At 61.1% G+C, this 17919-nt stretch carries 15 protein-coding genes; 12 read left to right on the forward strand and 3 right to left on the reverse strand.

The genetic code is table 11. From position 1 onward, the window contains the following. The first annotated feature begins 11 nt into the window (after window positions 1-11). Window positions 12-1448: a carotenoid oxygenase family protein gene (locus HF955_RS08055; protein WP_291079034.1), complete on the forward strand. Its 1437-nt coding sequence runs from the start codon at window positions 12-14 to the stop codon at window positions 1446-1448. Window positions 1449-1472: 24 nt separating this feature from the next. Here the strand turns inward: HF955_RS08055 and HF955_RS08060 are convergent, their stop codons facing one another. Then, window positions 1473-2603 (reverse strand): iron-containing alcohol dehydrogenase, encoded by a 1131-nt coding sequence (locus tag HF955_RS08060; protein WP_291079035.1) that lies wholly within the window; start codon window positions 2601-2603, stop codon window positions 1473-1475. Between the two features lie 311 nt (window positions 2604-2914). On the opposite strand from HF955_RS08060, the gene HF955_RS08065 reads away from it, so the two are divergent. From HF955_RS08065 to HF955_RS08090, 6 genes are all read left to right on the forward strand, one after another. Then, entirely contained in the window at window positions 2915-3595 is a 681-nt protein-coding gene (locus HF955_RS08065) for an OmpW family outer membrane protein (RefSeq protein WP_291079036.1), read from the forward strand. Between the two features lie 145 nt (window positions 3596-3740). After that, window positions 3741-5576, forward strand: a complete 1836-nt coding sequence (locus HF955_RS08070; protein WP_291079037.1) for a dipeptide ABC transporter ATP-binding protein — start codon at window positions 3741-3743, stop codon at window positions 5574-5576. 88 nt (window positions 5577-5664) lie between these two features. Further along, window positions 5665-6540 carry a flagellar motor stator protein MotA gene (gene motA, locus HF955_RS08075; protein WP_291079038.1) on the forward strand — a complete coding sequence of 292 codons (876 nt, stop codon included), beginning with the start codon at window positions 5665-5667 and terminating at the stop codon, window positions 6538-6540. 54 nt (window positions 6541-6594) lie between these two features. Continuing rightward, entirely contained in the window at window positions 6595-7605 is a 1011-nt protein-coding gene (locus tag HF955_RS08080; protein WP_291079039.1) for an endonuclease/exonuclease/phosphatase family protein, read from the forward strand. A gap of 39 nt (window positions 7606-7644) precedes the next feature. Then, entirely contained in the window at window positions 7645-8169 is a 525-nt protein-coding gene (locus HF955_RS08085; protein ID WP_291079040.1) for a hypothetical protein, read from the forward strand. Between the two features lie 39 nt (window positions 8170-8208). Beyond that, window positions 8209-10125 (forward strand): sodium:proton antiporter, encoded by a 1917-nt coding sequence (locus tag HF955_RS08090; RefSeq protein WP_291079042.1) that lies wholly within the window; start codon window positions 8209-8211, stop codon window positions 10123-10125. 9 nt (window positions 10126-10134) lie between these two features. On the opposite strand, the gene HF955_RS08095 is transcribed toward HF955_RS08090, so the two are convergent. Next, window positions 10135-10854, reverse strand: coding sequence for a M48 family metallopeptidase (locus HF955_RS08095; protein WP_291079043.1), 720 nt, complete (start codon window positions 10852-10854; stop codon window positions 10135-10137). Between the two features lie 68 nt (window positions 10855-10922). Here HF955_RS08095 and HF955_RS08100 point away from each other — a divergent pair, with 68 nt between their 5' ends. The 4 genes from HF955_RS08100 to HF955_RS08115 all read left to right on the forward strand — a co-directional run bounded on the left by HF955_RS08100 (window position 10923) and on the right by HF955_RS08115 (window position 16600). Continuing rightward, a complete protein-coding gene (locus tag HF955_RS08100) occupies window positions 10923-12545 on the forward strand; it encodes a hypothetical protein (RefSeq protein ID WP_291079044.1) in 1623 nt (540 codons plus the stop codon). Window positions 12546-12629: 84 nt separating this feature from the next. Next, entirely contained in the window at window positions 12630-13451 is an 822-nt protein-coding gene (locus tag HF955_RS08105; RefSeq protein WP_291079045.1) for a TIGR00282 family metallophosphoesterase, read from the forward strand. 37 nt (window positions 13452-13488) lie between these two features. Next, on the forward strand, window positions 13489-14061 hold the full coding sequence (locus tag HF955_RS08110) for a biliverdin-producing heme oxygenase (RefSeq protein WP_291079046.1): 573 nt from the start codon (window positions 13489-13491) through the stop codon (window positions 14059-14061). After that, window positions 14042-16600: an HWE histidine kinase domain-containing protein gene (locus tag HF955_RS08115; protein WP_291079047.1), complete on the forward strand. Its 2559-nt coding sequence runs from the start codon at window positions 14042-14044 to the stop codon at window positions 16598-16600. The genes HF955_RS08110 and HF955_RS08115 overlap by 20 nt, the downstream gene beginning before the upstream one ends. A gap of 18 nt (window positions 16601-16618) precedes the next feature. Here the strand turns inward: HF955_RS08115 and HF955_RS08120 are convergent, their stop codons facing one another. Then, entirely contained in the window at window positions 16619-17257 is a 639-nt protein-coding gene (locus HF955_RS08120) for a peroxiredoxin (protein ID WP_291079048.1), read from the reverse strand. Between the two features lie 126 nt (window positions 17258-17383). On the opposite strand from HF955_RS08120, the gene HF955_RS08125 reads away from it, so the two are divergent. Beyond that, the gene (locus tag HF955_RS08125; RefSeq protein ID WP_291079049.1) at window positions 17384-17917 is read left to right on the forward strand and encodes a histidine phosphatase family protein; all 534 of its coding nucleotides are present in this window, start codon (window positions 17384-17386) and stop codon (window positions 17915-17917) included. The last annotated feature ends 2 nt before the right edge of the window (window positions 17918-17919 follow it).

Consider the following 17919-nt stretch of genomic DNA (forward strand, 5'->3'; position numbering starts at 1 on the left):
GAGTAGCCAGCATGACAAGTCCAGTCGAGACCGCCATTCGCGGCGTGGTCACGAAAGGGGTCCTGGCGGTTGCCGGGTTCAATCGCGATCGCCGCAAGACCAGAAAGCCCAACCTGTTCCTGGAGGGAATCCATGCCCCTCTGACCGAGGAAATGACCGTGATGCAGCCCAGGGTGACCGGGCAGATCCCGGCAACGCTGAACGGGCTCTATGTCCGCAACGGGCCCAATCCGGTCGGTCCCGTCAATCCGGCCGCCCATCACTGGTTCGTCGGAGACGCGATGCTGCACGGGGTGCGGCTGCAGGACGGGGACGCCAAATGGTATCGCAATCGCTGGGTGCGCTCGAACAGTGTGAGCGCCGCGCTGGACGAGCCGCCGGTGCCGGGGCCCCGCAATCCGCGAACCGATGTCGCAAATACCAACATTGTCGGCCATGCCGGAAAGATATGGGCCATTGTCGAGGCGGGTGGATATCCGGTCGAGGTTTCAGATGAACTGGAGACGCGAGCGCATTCGGATTTTGACGGCACGCTGGGAGAATCCTATTCGGCGCACCCGCATCTTGATCCGGAGACCGGCGAGATGCATGCCATCTGCTACGAAGCGATGCATCCTGACACGCTGTGGCACAAAGTGGTCGGTGCGGACGGCAAGGTGAAACGGGATGAACCGATTCCGGTACGCCATGGACCGATGGTGCACGACTGCATGATCACACCGCACTATGTGATCGTGATGGATTTGCCGGTGACCTTTTCCATGAGCGCCGTGCTCAGCGGCGTCAGCTTTCCCTACCGCTGGAACCCCGCACATCCAGCCCGGATCGGCCTTTTGCCGCGACAGGGGACGGCAGACGACATCATCTGGTGTGACATCGATCCCTGCTACATCTTCCATCCCGCCAATGCGTACGAGACCGCGGACGGCAAGGTGGTCATGCAGGCCTGTGTGTATGACCACATGTTCGCCCCGGACAATACCGGCCCCGATGCGGTGCCGAAATTCGAGACCCTCACCATGGATCCCGCTGCCTGGAAGGTGACCCGGACCCTGGTGGATGCCCAGTCACAGGAGTTCCCGCGCTATGATGAACGCCTGACCGGGAAACCCTATCGCTATGCCTACACGACCGCCGTGTCGGAAGAGGGGGAGGCTGGTTTCCTGACCGAGACCCGCATCTTCAAGCATGATCTCGCCACCGGCACGCGGGAATGCCATGATTTCGGTCCCGGCAGGGTGCCCGGCGAATTCATCTTCATCCCCGCCCACGCGACGGCGGCAGAGGACGAAGGCTGGATGATGGGCTATGTGACCGACACCAACTCGTCGACCTCGGAACTGGTCATTCTGGATGCGGCGCGGTTCACACAGCCGCCGGTTGCCAGTGTGCACATCCCGCAGCGCATGCCGCCGGGGTTCCATGGCAACTTCATCCGGATTGACTGACGGCGAGGCGACGCTCCCCGCAGCCTACAGCGCCGCTTCGTACACTGCCGCGTAATCGTCTGCGCTCATTGGCTTCGGATTGCCGTAATGGGCGAGGTCCTTCAGCGCGTACTCCACCACGCCCGGCGCATCCTCCGCCGTCAGGCCGATATCGGACAGCCGGGCCGGGATGCCGATGTCGGCATTCAGTTCGGCAATGGCATCGCCGAGATCTGCGCCGGGCTTGAGCCCCATGGCCTGGCGCAGGCGAGCATATTTCTCGTCGGCCGATCCCTCATGGAAGCGCAGGATGTGCGGCAGGAAGATCGCGTTCAGCGTGCCGTGGTGCAGCTTCTTCTCATGCAGGCGGCCAGCGGCATGTGACAGCGCGTGCACGCCGCCCAGACCCTTCACAAACGCCAGGGCGCCTTCATAGCTGGCCATCATCATGTGCCAGCGGGCATCTGCATCAGACCCGTCAAGCACGGCCTTCTTCAGCCATCCATTTCCGACCGAGCGGAACACGCCCTCATAGGCGATGCCTTCGGCAGGCGGGTTCACGGAAGGGGAGAGCACGGATTCGATACAATGCGTGACGGCGTCCATGCCCGTCGCAGCGGTCAGGCCGGCCGGCAGGCCGAGGGTCAGGTCCGGATCACAGATAGCCGTGGCCGGGATCAGGTTCGGCGAGACGATCGTTTCCTTGCGGCCATTCTCCAGCACGATGACCATGCCAACAGACACTTCAGAGCCGGTGCCGGACGTGGTGGGAATGGCGATCAGGGGCGGGATCTTGCCGATCTTCTTCGCGCCACCCGTGATGGCTGCATAGGTTTCCAGTGGCTCGTCATGGCTGACCAGGAGGCCGATGCCCTTGGCATGGTCCATGGATGAGCCGCCGCCAAGAGCGATCAGCCCGTCAGCGCCGCACGCCTTGTAGGCTTCAGCGGCCTGCTTGGTCTGCTGCTCGGTCGGGTTCGGAACGGTTTCGGCAAACACGCCCGCCGGCGCGACACCCAGCGCATCTTCCACCTTGGCAAGGATGCCCGCCGCCTTGATGCCGGGATCGGTCACGATGAAGGGCCGGGACATGCCGAGCTTCTTCGCCGTGCCGGCAAGTTGCTTCAGCGCGCCGGAATCGAAGATGCAGGTGGTAAGATAATTGATGACGGGCATGCCGTGTTCCTCGCTCGGTTTGTTTCCTCACCGCCCATGTGCCCCAGCGGCAGTGCGAAGTTCAAGCCTGACCGTGGGAGAACCGCCATTCTGCCGGCAAACAGGTGCCGATACGCCTGTGGAGACGGCGCGCACCGCCCAGATATCTCAGGCGCGCTTCTGCCGCGCAATCGGGAAGAATACCTATTCGCGATGCCATGCCGCGCGACACGCACCCGCGCGTCAAAACGGGCAATTACCTGCATGAAAACATGGGCGTAGGTCATCTCCATCCGGCGCAGATTGGTGCGCCGAAACAGGAGTGACCAGACATGAAACAGCTTCTCCTCGCCTCATTGGTTGCCGGGGCAACCTGGCTTGGAACGGCGCCTGCCGCCTCGGCAGACGAGAATCCCTGGATGGTGCGCGGCCGTGTGATCGGCGTGCTGCCGGATGAGTCCGGAGACCTTTCCGTGGCCGGCGCCCGGCTTGCGGGGGATGTCGACATTTCGGACCAGTATGTGCCCGAACTGGACATCACCTATTTCTTCACGAAGAACATCGCCGCCGAACTCATTCTCGGCGTCACACCGCATGATGTGAAGGCAACCGGTGTGACCGTGCCCGGCGCGCTTGATAATGCCACGATTGATCTGGGCGATGTCACCTTGCTGCCGCCGACACTGACGGTTCAGTATCACTTCGTGAATGACAGCCAGTGGAAGCCCTATGTCGGGGCCGGTATAAACGCGACCTTCTTCTTTGATGAGGATCAAGGACCGGTCGCTGACGGCATCGATTATGACACCAGCGTCGGCCTCGCCCTTCAGGCGGGTGTCGATTACGATCTCGATGGCGAGCCCGGCGGCTGGGCCATCAACGCAGACGTCAAGAAGATCTGGATCAATCCGGACGTGACAGTCGATTTCACCACGGCGCTTGGCGCAACAGTGGATGCTGACGTGGACATCAATCCACTCGTGGTGGGACTGGGGCTCGGATACAAGTTCTGAGTTCCGCTGGAGGGGGCGGGTTTCCCATTGCACCCCGCCCCCGCATTCTCCTCCTTGGCCGCGTCCTGCCCAAAGGCGCGGCCTTTTTTCGTTTTCTGCATCCCGGTCGTTGCGCACCGCCGCCGCGCGTATACAGATTGCGCTCATGTCTATTCTGTCTGTCAAAGATCTTCGCGTTTCCTTCGACACGCCCGACGGTGTCGTCGAGGCGGTCAAAGGCATCAGCTTCGATGTCGCCAAGGGAGAATGCCTTGGAATTGTCGGCGAAAGCGGCTCTGGCAAAAGCCAGTCGGCGCTGTCTGCCCTCGGCCTGCTGGCCGGAAATGGTACCGCCACCGGGCGGATCGAGTTTGACGGCATCAACATGCTGGATGCACCCGACGCGACGTTGCGCACCATTCGCGGCGCACGCATGTCGATGATCTTCCAGGACCCGCTGACCAGCCTGACGCCGCACATGACGGTTGGGGCCCAGATGCGGGAAGTGCTTGCCCTGCACAAAGGCCTGAAGGGCGAAGCCGCCGATCGGCTGTGCATCGAATGGCTGGAAAACGTACGCATTCCGGAAGCGGCCCGGCGCATGAACCAGTTTCCGCATGAACTGTCCGGTGGCATGCGTCAGCGCGTCATGATCGCCATTGCGATGCTGTGCAATCCGGAACTCCTGCTGGCTGACGAGCCGACGACTGCGCTGGACGTGACGGTGCAGGCGCAAGTCCTGGAATTGATGGACGAGTTGAAACGGGAGACCGGCACGGGCATTGCGCTGATTACCCACAATATGGGCGTCGTGGCCCGCATGTGCGATCGTGTCATTGTCATGCGTCACGGACAGATTGTGGAGCAGGGGAGTGTCGACGACATCTTCTACCGCCCACAGGCCGACTACACGAAGATGCTTCTGAACGCCGTGCCGCGCATTGACGAGCCGGACCGGCCGGGCCGCTCGATCCTGTCGGAACCGCCAGCAGCAGAGACGGCGCCTGTGCTGTCTGTGGAGGACATGAAAATCCACTTCCCGATCCAGGTGAAGGGTGGCCTGTTCGGCAAGACCCGGCCCTTGCGGGCTGTGGATGGCGTGTCATTCGATTTGAAACCGGGTGAAACCCTCGGCGTCGTCGGAGAGTCCGGTTGCGGCAAGTCGACTTTGGCGCGCGGCGTGCTGAACCTCATCCCGCCGACGGACGGAACTGTGGCGTGGCTCGGGCGCGATATCAGCAAGGCAGGGCGCAAGGAGATGGACGGCCTGCGGGACGATCTGCAGATCGTGTTCCAGGATCCGCTCGCCAGTCTCGACCCCCGCATGACAATTGGCGCGTCGATCGCCGAGCCGCTGCAGGTGCACCAGCCGCGCCTGTCCAGAGCCCAGCGTGAAGCGAAAGTTCGTGAAATCCTGCCGCGCGTTGGCCTCGACCCGAATCTGATCAACCGCTACCCGCACGAATTGTCCGGCGGCCAGAACCAGCGGGTCGGCATTGCCCGTGCCATGATCCTGCAGCCCAAACTGGTCATCTGCGATGAGGCCGTATCGGCACTTGATGTCTCGGTTCAGGCACAGGTCGTGGATCTGCTGATCGAGCTGCAGAAGGAGTTCGGCCTTGCCATGATCTTCATCAGTCACGACCTCGCGGTCGTGCGCCAGATCAGTCACCGTGTCATGGTGCTCTATCTCGGCAGGGTGGTGGAACTGGCCGGGCGTGATGCGATCTATACCGATGCCCGCCATCCCTACACAAAAGCCCTGATTGCGGCGGTGCCGAACGCCGATCCGACAGGCGAACGGTCCCGTGAACGCCTGCGTCTGACCGGAGACCTGCCCAGCCCGCTCGACAGCCGCGCCGCGCTCCGCTTCCTGAAATCGAAGCTGGTCAATGATGCCGACGCCGAACAATACCGGCCGAAACTGGTTGAGGTCAGCCCGGGACATCTGGTGGCCGAGCATGACCCGGTCATGGGTGGCGAGGGGCTGCTGGCCAACTGATCCGATCAGCCGCCCGTTGCCGCTGTAAGCTTGGCTTAAGACGGTTGTGCCATGGTGCAGGCTGGAAGATTGCCGGAGCCTGCAGACCTTGCCTCAACTTATCGGACTTGTCCTGATCGTCGTGCTTGTCATGGGCGGCCTGATCCTGACCGGTGGGAAGGGCGCGTTGCAGGCCTTGCCGTTCGAAATGGCGCTGATCGGCGGCGCGGCCATCGGCACGTTGCTTCTCGGGAACTCCCCCAAAGTGGCGCGCGAGGCCTTTTCCGGATTTGTACGCTCGTTTCGCGGCAGCCGCTGGCAGAGAGCGCAGCATCGTGAATTGCTGGTGCTTCTGGCCACACTGATGCGGCAGGCGCGGCAAGGGGGCTTCGTTGCCATCGAGACCGACATTGAACACCCGGAAAACTCTGCTGCTTTCGCGGCGGCACCGGCGGTGATGGCAGACGTAGCCGTTCGCGACATGATCTGCGATTCCTTCCGTCTCATGGCGCTGGACCTGTCCGACCCGGCGCGCGCAGAGGCGCATATGGAGCAATCGGTGGCGACTCATGTCGACCAGCGCATGAAAGCGGTCAACGCCTTGAACACGGTTGCCGATGCGCTGCCGGCCCTTGGCATTGTCGCGGCTGTGCTCGGGATCATCAAGACGATGGGCTCGATTGATGAATCGCCAGCCATTCTTGGAATGATGATCGGCTCTGCGCTCCTCGGAACGTTTCTGGGCGTGTTTCTGGCCTATGGGGTCGTCGGGCCCGTGGCGGCCCGCTTCGGACAGATTGTCGAGGACGAGGCCCAGCCGCTCGACGTGATCCGCACGGTTCTCTCAGCCTTCGGAAGCGGTGTTCAGCCCGGAATCGCCGTGGAACTGGGACGCACGGCCATACCGGCTGACCAGCGGCCGGATGCGGATTCGGTCGAACGCGCGCAGACCAGCGCCCGCTTTGTGCACCGCGCTGTGGCCTGACGCCGACGGTGATTGCGCGTTGACCCGGTCTGAAACAGACCGCATCACCCTGTTATGCCTGAAATCCGACTGGCCACGTTCAATTGCGAAAACCTGATGATGCGGTGCGATTTCGCCCGATCCGGTCTCGCCAATGCGCGCAGCCGCCTGACGGATGTGGACAGCGCGACGGTTGCCGAGCAGGTCGACGCGGTTTTCGATGTCCTGTCGGAAGATGATCGCACATTGACCGCGCAAGCCTTGGCCGCGACCCACGCGGAAGTCTGCGCCCTGCAGGAAGTTGAAAACCTGGTTACCCTTACCGCATTTGACAATCGGTATGTCTCCCGATGGGCCGGTCGGCCATTCGGGGAGCGTGTGCTGCATGAGGGCAATGACAGCCGGGGAATCGATGTCGGGCTGCTGTCCGCCCTGCCGGTCGTGTTCCAGCGCAGCCACGCCCGCGCGACGTTTGGCAGTCTGGGTATAGCTCCGGTTCGGGGGGCAACCGTCAATGACTATGTGTTCCGCAGGGATTGCCTTGAAGTGGACGTGCAGAAAGAGGGGCGGCGGCTGACCCTGTTCATCTGCCACTTCAAATCCATGCACGGGGGACGCCGGCGCACCGCCGCCGTTCGCCATGCGGAGGCGGTGGCAGTGCGGGAAATCATCCGGCGCCGATTCGACCGGCCGCAGGAGGCTGAATGGGTCATTCTGGGTGACTTCAACGATTATTGGGAAGTGGATGGACGGTCGACCCGTCCGCATGGACTCGAGCCGCTGATCGCGGATGGGTTTGCCGTGGATCTCGCCAGCCGGGCAATCTCGGACCCGTACGACCGATGGACCCATCACTATAGTGGAGATGACACCTATGGCGCTCTGGACCATATTTTCCTGTCACCGCGCCTGGCCGCCCTGAATCCTTCGGCTGAGGTCGAAATCGTGCGGGCAGGGGCCCCGTATCGGGCAGAACGATATGATGGAATCCGCTTTCCGGGTGTCGGCTGGATCGAACCCAAAGCATCCGACCATTGTCCGATGGTAACGACTTTAAAGTTTGAAGGTCGCGTTGCGGCACCCTAACTTGTTTCTGGATTTGGCAATCATGGGGGGCGAAAGCCTGTGTCACGTTTTGACAATCTGATAGAGACCGTAGAGGCCTATCAGGCGCTGGCGGCGGAAAACTACAATCGAATCCGTGCCTTGGCTGAAGAGATTCGCAGCGGATTTTGCGACTATCTCGGCGCCAGCGATGGGGTGTGCGTTCACCTTGTGCCGCCGACCGGACAGTTCAAGCCGAAAGCCTATGGAGACAATGCGTTCTCTGTGCCGCCGCGCGGGTTCCGACTGCTGGGACCGATTGCGTTCGGACTTGCCGTCCGAGTGACCCGTGACACGGACTGGCTACGCCTCGCCATGCAATGCCGCAAGATTGGTGAGAAATTCATCATCCAGATCGAAGACGGTTCGGAATACGAATTCAGCCTGCCGCTGAAGGAAGCTGATCCCGAGCCTTTCTACGAACATCTCTATCAGCATATCCTTCTTTGGTTCTCGGATCATGTCGAGCGCTACAAGGAAGGCGATTACGGGTCCCGCGAGATCGGATTCGACTTCGCAGATGACATAAACGCGGTCCAGGCCTAGGGTTTGACAGGGCTGGTTGCACCAGAAGACGGGGCTTTCATGGACCAATTTGATTTTGTACTGGCAGCCGCCGGTTCCAGCGAGCTGATCTTTGCCTGCGCCCTGATCGGCGCGCTCGGGATCGGTGCCCAATGGGTGGCCTGGCGCATCCAGGCGCCGGCCATCGTGCTGATGGCGCTGGCCGGATTGGCGGTCGGTCCGCTCTGGACGGTGATTTTCGGGGAGCCGCTGCTCAATCCGGAAAAGGTCTTCAACAGTGGCAGCAGTGAGCTGCTGCGTCCGATCGTGTCGCTGGCGGTTGCTGTCATCCTGTTTGAAGGCGGCCTTGTCCTGAAATTCGAGAATTTGCGTGACGCGGGTGCTGCCGTGCGCCGGATGGTGTTCGTCGGCGGGCCGCTGGCCTGGCTGCTCGGCACATTCGCCGCGCATTATGCAGCCGGTCTCGACTGGGGCAGTTCTGTCGTGTTTGCGGGTGTGCTGGTGGTTACCGGACCGACCGTGATCATGCCATTGCTGCGCCAGTCCAAGCTGGGCGGGCGCACGGGCCAGTTCCTGAAATGGGAAGGCATCGTGAACGATCCTGTCGGCGCACTGTTCGCGGTTGCGGCGTTCGAGATCATCCGCGTGGCGGCGACTGGCGAATCCGTCCTCGGCAAGGGGGCCATGATCATCGTCGCTGCCGCGCTGGGCGTCGGACTCGGCTTCGCGTTCGGCTGGGCCATTGTCCGCGCATTCCGCCAGGGCTGGACCCCCGAATACCTGAAAGCGCCCATCATCTTTGCCTCGATCATCCTATGCTATGCGCTGGCTGAGATGATCGAGAAGGAAATCGGCCTCGTTGCCGTGACGGCCTATGGCATGACGCTGGCCAATTCCCGCCTCGCAGGCCTCGCGGAGTTGCGGAAATTCAAGGAAGACATTGCTGTTCTGCTCGTGTCCGGCGTGTTCGTGATCCTGACGGCGAATCTGACGCCCGACGTCATTCGCCGCGCACTGACCTGGAACACGCTGGCCTTCCTGTTTGCCATGCTGTTCATCGTGCGGCCGCTTTCAGTCTGGATCGCCACCTTCGGCACGTTGAAGCGTAATGAAGCCATCCTGCTGGGCTGGATCGCCCCGCGCGGTATCGTCGCCGTTGCCGTGTCCAGCCTGTTTGCCACCCTTCTGGAAGATCTGGGTCGGCGTGGGGATTCGCGTTTCTATTTCTCCGGCGCTGAGCAGATCACACCGCTCGCCTTTGCGATGGTGTTCGTGACGGTCGTCCTGCACGGTTTCACCATCGGCCCGCTCGCTCGGCGGCTGGGACTCGCGCGCAAGGAGCGTCCGGGCGTGCTGCTGGTCGGGGTAAACCCGTGGAGCATCGACCTTGCCAAGGTGCTGAAGGATGTCGGGATCGAGCCAATCCTTGCCGACAATAACTGGCGCCGGTTGCGGCCCGCCCGGGAGGCGGGGCTGAATACATTTTTCGGGGAAGTCCTCTCCGAGGAGGCTGAAGTGCGCCTCGACCACGCGGCATTCGATCAGGTGGTCGGCCTGTCGGCCAATGAGCCCTACAATGCGCTCGTTTCAGGCCATTTCGCACCGGAACTCGGCCGACACCGGGTTTACCAATTGTCAGCGCAGGACACCGAAGAGGAAGATCCGCGCGCCATTGGAATGGGAACGCGCGGACGCACCCTGATCCGCCGGGGCAGGGGATATGACAGCCTCATTCGTGATCATTATCGCGGCTGGTCGTTTGGCAAGACGAAGCTGACCGAGGAATATGATCTGGAGGATTATCGGAAGGACCGGCCGAAAGCGGACCTGATCGCGGAAATCCGCGCGGACGGCACATTGATCTTCCTGGGGCCGAACCGCGAAGCGAAGGGCGGCGACGGTGTGACACTGATCAGCTTCGGGCCGGCCCGCGAGATGGAAGTTGCCCGCGAGCCCGAAGAGATCGTGACCGACTAGGTCCTGCCTTCAGGTACCGGCGGCCTGCAGCGAGGCGCCATGCTCGCGCAGCCATGCGCGCTGGTGTTTCCAGTCGCTGCAACAGGTTGCAACATGTGCCCAGAAGCGAGGCGAATGGTTCATTTCCAGCAGATGAGCACATTCGTGCGCGGCGACATAATCCAGCACGGCTGGTGGTGCCATGACCAGACGCCATGAAAAGGACAGCTTGCCGTCCGCTGTGCACGAGCCCCAGCGCGAACGCGTATCCTTGACCGAGATATCCTTGTAGGTCACGCCCAGCCTGGCCGAATGACGTTTCACTGCGCGGGTGATGTCTGCCCGGGCCTGTTTCTTCAGATAGCGCGTCGTGCGCAGGTGCAGGGTTTCCGGATCGCCTGGCGCGCACAGCGTGTTCGGCTGTCCCAGGACCATGCGCGCCACGCGGCCCTCGCCTTGCGCGGTGAGCCGGCACGGCATGCCGCGGAAGGAAATCACGCTGCCTTCCTCGAAGCTGACCACGTCCGGCAGGTGCTGCAGGCGTGTCGAAATCCAGTCGATGCGTTCGGCTGCGAACGCGGCGGCATCCTTGATCTGCCGACGCGACGGCGCAATTGCCACAGCTTCGCGCTTGCGCTCGTCCAGCCTCAAAATCAGGCGGCGGGCCTTGGAGTTGACCTCCAGTCGCACGCGGATTTCGTGTCCGTCCGGCCCATTCAGTGTCACGGTCTGGCCATTGTTGTATGCCATGTTAATAATCTCGCTCTAGGTGACGGGCGCAATTGGAACGCTGGCATCAATCATTAAAGGGACCAAACATGAAATATCTGCTCACAGGCGTTGCTGCCATCGCCATGCTGACGGCTTGCGGGGACAAAGACAAGTCGGCCGACACCGCCGCCTCTGAATATGCTGTTGATGCCGCAAAGGACATCAAGGCCCGCAAGGGTGACCCGGCTACAGCGCCTCAGGCATTGGCCGCATTCGCGCTCGATCAGTCCACCGGAGACCGCATCAGTTTTGCCGACAGCAAGCTCAATGGTGACAAGGCCGTGTTCACCGATGTCACCCTGTTTGGCGGGGAAGCCGACGAGGATGATGAGGACGGCATGCACCTGTCGGGCACCGACCTGAAGGCCAAGAAACTGGAATTTGACGGTCTCGCCATGGTCGATGGCCAGGCATCGTTCTCGAAAATGGTTATGTCCGATGTCTCCTTCGTCCCGAACGATCCGGAAGAGGCTGCAGAGGGCAGCGCAACCATCGGGTCGGTCGAACTCGTGAACCCATCGCCGGCGCTGGCGGCGTGGGTGGCAAGCGCCTTCTCGTCCGATGAACCCGGCGACCTGCCGCAGGGAGCCGAACTGTCCTTCGATCTGTGGAATGTCAGCGATGTGAACATGAAACTGGACGAGGAAGATGGCACCACCGGCACATTCCTGGTCGACGCCATCTCCGTCTCGGGCCTGAAAGACCGCAAGGCCGCCCAGATGGCCCTGAAGGACCTGAAACTGGACATGTTCGATCCCGAGGACGACATGACCGTCAAGGCCAATCTCGGCAACATCGATATTCGCGGCTTCGACTTCTCCGTGTTCGGCGAGGAAGGTGAAGATCTGGAAGACAGCCTGCAATCCGGCATCATGACGGGCCTGAACCCGAAAGACCCGGCCAATCCTGGATATGACTCGATCTCGATGAAGGATATGAGCTTCGACGTCTCCGGCGTGAATTTCGACATGCCTTCCCTCGTGTCTAAGGTCAGCCATGACTCGCAGGGGCGTGCCGTCAAGGTCGTCACCGAGCCGACCAAGATGACCCTCAATACCGGCACGGGTGAACTCGGCGAGCAATTGAGTGGCCAGCTTGCGCTTCTCGGCTATGAGAAGCTGGAACTGACCATGGCCGGTGAACAGAGCTACGATCCCGATTTGGATATCGTTACGCTTGCAGCCAACAAGAACTACTGGGAACTGAAAGACGGGTTCCGGCTCGATTTCGGCGCCAAGTATGAAGGCGCCAGCGCCATGGCTGCCGCACAGGCCGAGCAGGATATCGACCCGGCTGATCCGGCTGCCATGATGAACGAGGTCATGGGAAAGCTGACCCTGCACTCGCTCGACCTCAAGCTGGATGACAATGGCATTGTGGATCGCGCGTTCAATGCGTACGCCGCCCAGAGCGGGGAAGACCCGCAGCAGCTTCGCAATCAGACAGCCGGCATGATGGCCATGGCGCCGATGATGCTCGGTGGATCGGGTGTCGATATGGAACTGGTCACCGAGGCCTCGACCGCCCTGTCCAGCTTCATCACGGATCCGAAGACGCTGACGATTTCCCTGAATCCGGCATCGCCGCTGAAAGTGTCCGAACTTGCGGAGATGGAAGATCCGTCGGCACTGACGAAATCGGCGCTCGGGTTCTCGGCGACAAACGAGTAAACCCGTTACGTCTGAAGGCGCGCGTGCTCTCGCTGGGTACGCGCGCTTTTCTTTGCGCGATGGGCAAGGCATAGACTGTCGGTCATGAAACTCGCATTTTTCGGAGACGTGGTCGGCAAACCCGGTCGGCAGGCGGTGCTGGATCACCTGCCGGGCCTGAAGGCTCAATTGCGTCTCGATTTCGTGGTCGTGAACGCGGAAAACTCTGCTGGCGGCTTCGGTCTCACCAGCACCATAGCGGAAGAATTCTTTGCAGCCGGGGCCGATTGCCTGACCCTTGGCGATCATGCCTGGGACCAGCGCGAAGCCCTCACCTATATCGAACGGGAACCACGTCTGTTGCGCCCCGCGAACTATCCTCCGGCGGCACAGGCCCCGGGGAAGGGGGCAAACCTGTTCAGTCTGCCGGACGGCCGCCGGGTGGGCGTTGTTCAGGTTCAGGGCAATGTGTTCATGCGTCAGAGCCTGCCTTGCCCGTTTGCGGCGGTTGATGCGGCTCTCGATTCCATGCCGATGGGCGCCGTGGCCGACGCCATCATTGTGGACATGCATTGCGAGGCCACGAGTGAGAAAATGGCCATGGGACATCATTGTGATGGACGTGCCAGCCTGGTTGTGGGCAGCCACACCCATGTTCCCACTGCGGACACGATGATCCTGGAGGCCGGCACCGCCTATCAGACCGACGCCGGCATGTGCGGAGACTATGACAGCATCATCGGCATGCAGAAGCAGATCTCGCTCTATCGGTTTCAGACGCAATTGCCCGGCGAACGTTACCAGCCGGCGCTGGGGGAGGGGACGCTCTGCGGCACATTCGTTGAAACGGACGACCAGACAGGCCTGGCAATCCGGATTGATCCCATAAGGGTCGGCGGCAAGCTGAGCGAACGGATTCCGTCCTGACGGCAAGGACACTCAGCGCCATGTCCGGGAACAGGAAATGACGGACGAAATCACTCTTCGCCAGCGATTGCGGCTGGAGACTGCGGCGGACCATGCCCGCGTGGACGGATTGTTCAGTCAATTCGACCTGACCGGCCCGGTCGGGCTGGGGGAGTTTCTGTCAGTCAGTTATCTTGCCTATGATTGCCTTGGCGAAGTTCTTCAGCCCTATGACGGTTTGGTTCCGCCGGCACCGCCGCTGGAGGACATTTTGGCCGACCTGTCCAGCCTCGGTCGGCCGCGGCCGGACTGGCTGCAGAGGCCCAGCCTGTCGGGGATCCATCCTCTGGGAGTAATCTATGTTATCGCAGGCAGCCATCTGGGCGGTACCATCCTGCACCAAAGATGGCGGGCCAGTGACGACGAGCGGGTGAAGGGCGCAGGGCGATTTCTCACCTTCCTGTCGGACCGGGCCTGCTGGTCCGAATTCCTCCGTTTTCTGCCGAGCGTGAATATTGGCCAAATGGAACGCAATCATGTAGTTGAATCGGCAAAGGCCTGTTTCTCACTATACGAGACTGCGTGCAGGTATGTGATGAAAGAGACTGCCCATGGCGCAAATCGGCCCTGACACGCTTGGTTCTGACACCGCAGTCGATCTGACGAATTGCGATCGTGAGCCCATCCACGTCATAGGCCGCGTGCAGTCTTTCGGGGCGCTGATATCCATGTCATCCGACTGGATTATCAACCACGCGTCCGTCAATATGGACCGCTTCCTGGGCAAGCCGGCACAGGACCTGATCGGCCGCCGCGTGGCTGACGCTCTGGCTGAACCGGCCTTGTCCATCATCCGCTCCCGCTTGCCGATGCTGACGTCTCCCGACGCAGTCGAGCGTGTGTTTGGTCTGGACCTGACCGGAGACGGGCGGCTCTTCGACCTGTCGATCCACCTGTCCGGCCGGTCGATCATTCTGGAGTTCGAGGCGCACGATACGAGCCGTGACACCAATTACGTGAACTATGTGCGGCCCATGGTGGAGCGGATATCGCGGGCCACATCATCCCGGCAATTGTGCGAGGATGCCGCCCGTCAGATGCGCAGTCTGATCGGATTTGACCGGATCATGGTTTACCGTTTCGGGGACGACGGAACCGGTGAGGTGATCGCCGAAGCCCTCAAGCCGGGCATGGAGAGTTTCAAGGGGTTGCGCTATCCGGCCTCGGACATTCCCAAACAGGCGCGCGCCCTGTACGCGCGCAACCTGTTGCGCATCATTGCGGACGTGTCCGACCAAGGGGCCGAGATCATTCCGCATACAAGCCCGGAAGGCACGCCGCTGGATCTTTCGATGAGCGGCGTGCGGGCGGTTTCTCCGATCCATCTCGAATACCTGGAGAACATGGGTGTCAGAGCCTCTCTTTCCATCTCCATTCTGAAACGGGGGAAATTGTGGGGCCTGTTTGCATGCCACCATGAGTCGCCAAAGATCCTGTCCTACGAATTGAGGACTGCCGCAGAATTGTTTGGGCAATTGTTCTCGTTCGTGCTCGATCAGAAAGAGACGGATGAGGGCCGTGAGGAATCTGACCGCGCCCAGGTGCTGCACGACCAATTGATGGCACAATTGGCGGAAGACGCCTCCATTTCGGAGAATTTCGAAGCGATCATCGACGCGATTGCGACAGTTATTCCCTATGACGGAGCCATTGGCTGGGTGGATGGTGAATACCAGTCCATCGGACAAACGCCGTCTCGTGACGAATTTCTGGGACTCGTCAATTTTCTGAACACGACAGCGGCAAGTCGTATCTATCACACTGAAAGCCTGAAGAAGGTTTATCCGGCTGCGGAAGGATATGCAGGTCGCGCAGCCGGCATGCTGGCCCTGCCGGTGTCGCGTGCCCCAAGGGATTACATTGTCCTGTTCCGGCGCGAGATCGCGAAATCGGTGACCTGGGCCGGCAATCCCGACAAGCCGGTTACGGTGGGCCAGCACGGTGCCAGGCTGACTCCGAGAAAAAGTTTCGAGGCTTGGCAGCAGATTGTGCGCGACACGTCTTCGCCGTGGCAGCCGGCCGAGATCCGTGCCGCCGAAGCGCTGCGCCTGACCCTTCTGGAGGTGATCCTGCGCATGTCTGACGCAGCGCTGCGTGAACGCACGAAGGCGCAGGAGCATCAGGAGCTTCTGATTGCCGAACTGAACCACCGGGTCCGGAACATACTCGGCCTGATTGGAGGCCTGGTGGAGCAGAGCGGATCGGACGCCCGGTCGATTGCCGAATTCACGCAAGTCGTTGGCGGCCGGATTCATGCGCTCAGCCGGGCGCACGACCTGATCACCCGGCAGCAATGGGCGCCGGCATCCGCGCGCGAACTGATACAGATCGAGTCTGAGGCCTATCTCGGATCAAATGCAGAGAAAGTGAGGATCGACGGGCATGATGTACGCCTCCAACCCAAGGCATTCACGTCGGTCTCTCTGGTTGTGCACGAACTGCTGACCAATTCTGCAAAGTACGGGGCGCTGAGCGAGCCGAGCGGCGAGGTTCGCATCGGATTTGTTCCCATGGCCGATGGTGGTCTGGAGCTGACTTGGCTGGAAACCGGTGGGCCACCGATTCAGGCCCCTCCGAGCCGGCGGGGCTTTGGGTCTACGATCATCGAGCGGTCCATTCCCTATGAACTCAACGGCCGGGCAGATTTACGGTTCGAGGTAACCGGTGTTTCGGCCCGGTTCGAGATTCCCTCAGCACATGTCGAGGCCTTTGAAGGTGCGCAAGCTGAGGCGATTGCTCCCGTGCCGGGAAAGTCGAAGAAGTCTCATCTCAACGGCCAGGCCATGGTGGTCGAGGACAATCTGATCATTGCTCTGGATGCAGAAGACATGATCCGCTCCCTGGGGGCCAGTGAGGTCTTCGTTGCCTCGAATGTCAGCGAGGCGGTGGCATTTATCGAAGCTGAGACGCTGCATTTCGCCTTGTTGGACGTGAATCTCGGATCGGAAACGAGCGAGCCGATTGCCGAGCGTTTGCATGCGCGGGGAATACCGTTCGCCTTTGCGACAGGTTATGGAGATTCAATCGATCTGGCCAAACGGTATCCGGACGTGCCGGTCGTCAAGAAGCCGTTCGATATCGCGTCGATCGCGGCGGCCCTGCCAGACTGACAGGGCCGCCTGAAATCGCTATTTGCCTGGTTGCGGCGTGTATCTGAGATACGGCTTTACTGCCTTGTACCCCTTCGGGAACAGGCGCGCGATCTCGTCCGGGTCTGTCAGAGACGGGACAATGATCACATCCTCGCCATCAGTCCAGTTCACGGGGGTTGCCACCTTGTGGCCGTCCGTCAGCTGGAGGCTGTCGATCAGGCGAAGGATCTCGTCGAAGTTCCGCCCGGCGCTCGGTGGGTAGATGATCGAGGCGCGAATGCGTTTGTTGGGATCGATCACGTAAACCGCCCGCACGGTGACCTTCGCGTCCGCATTCGGGTGGATCATGTTGTACAGTGTTGCCACGCTCCGGTCAGGATCGGCGATCAGCGGGAAGGTGACGGTCGCATTCTGGGTTTCCTCGATATCGGAGATCCATTTCCGGTGATCGTCCAGGCTGTCGACCGAAATGACGAGGGCTTTCGCGCCCCGGCGGGCGAACTCATCCTTCAGATTGGCTGTATAGCCGAGCTCGGTGGTGCAGACCGGGGTGAAATCGGCCGGGTGGGAAAAGAACACGACCCAGTCATCGCCGGCCCATTCGTGGAAGCGAATGCGGCCTTCTGTCGTGTCGGCTTCAAAATCCGGTGCAACATCGCCAATCAGAAGGCTCATATTACCATACTCCTGTCTCTTGATTTGTGACTGGAAAATGGTGCCTAAGAAGAAGCTGGCCAATGCGTGGTGCCTGAAGCCGTCGATGAGTTTTTCTAATACCCCGTGCGGGAAGAAGGAATTGGAATGAAACGCCTGATCCTGATGCGGCATGCGAAGACCGAACCTTGGGCCGAAGGCGTTGATGATTTCAGCCGGGCACTGACGCCGCGCGGCAAAGAGGATGCCCAGCGCATGGCGGAGGAACTGGTGGCCATGGGCTGGAGCCCGGAACGCATCCTGGTGTCCAGCGCGCGCCGCGCCCGGGAGACCTGTTCGGAAGTGGCCAAAGTGGTTGAAGGCGAAAAGGTCCGGCCGATGGAATCGCTGTACCTGTCCGGCGTGCGCGGCCTGACCGAGGCGGTCTGTCAGAATGACGGGGCCGGCACGCTGATGGTGATCGGGCACAATCCGGGCCTGCACGATTTCTCCATGGAGATCCTGCGGGAGGCCGGCAGCCTGGACCACCAGCAGTCGATCCGCCTGATCGAAAAGTTTCCCACAAGCTGCTGTGCGTTGTTCGAGAGCGACGAGGATGGTGCGTTCGTGCCAGTCCATTTCAGACTGTCCCAGATCCTGCGGGCAAAGGACTTCCGGGAAGCTGACGCAAGCTCTATGTAAAA

The organism is Hyphomonas sp. (genome assembly GCF_017792385.1).
Lineage (GTDB): Bacteria > Pseudomonadota > Alphaproteobacteria > Caulobacterales > Hyphomonadaceae > Hyphomonas.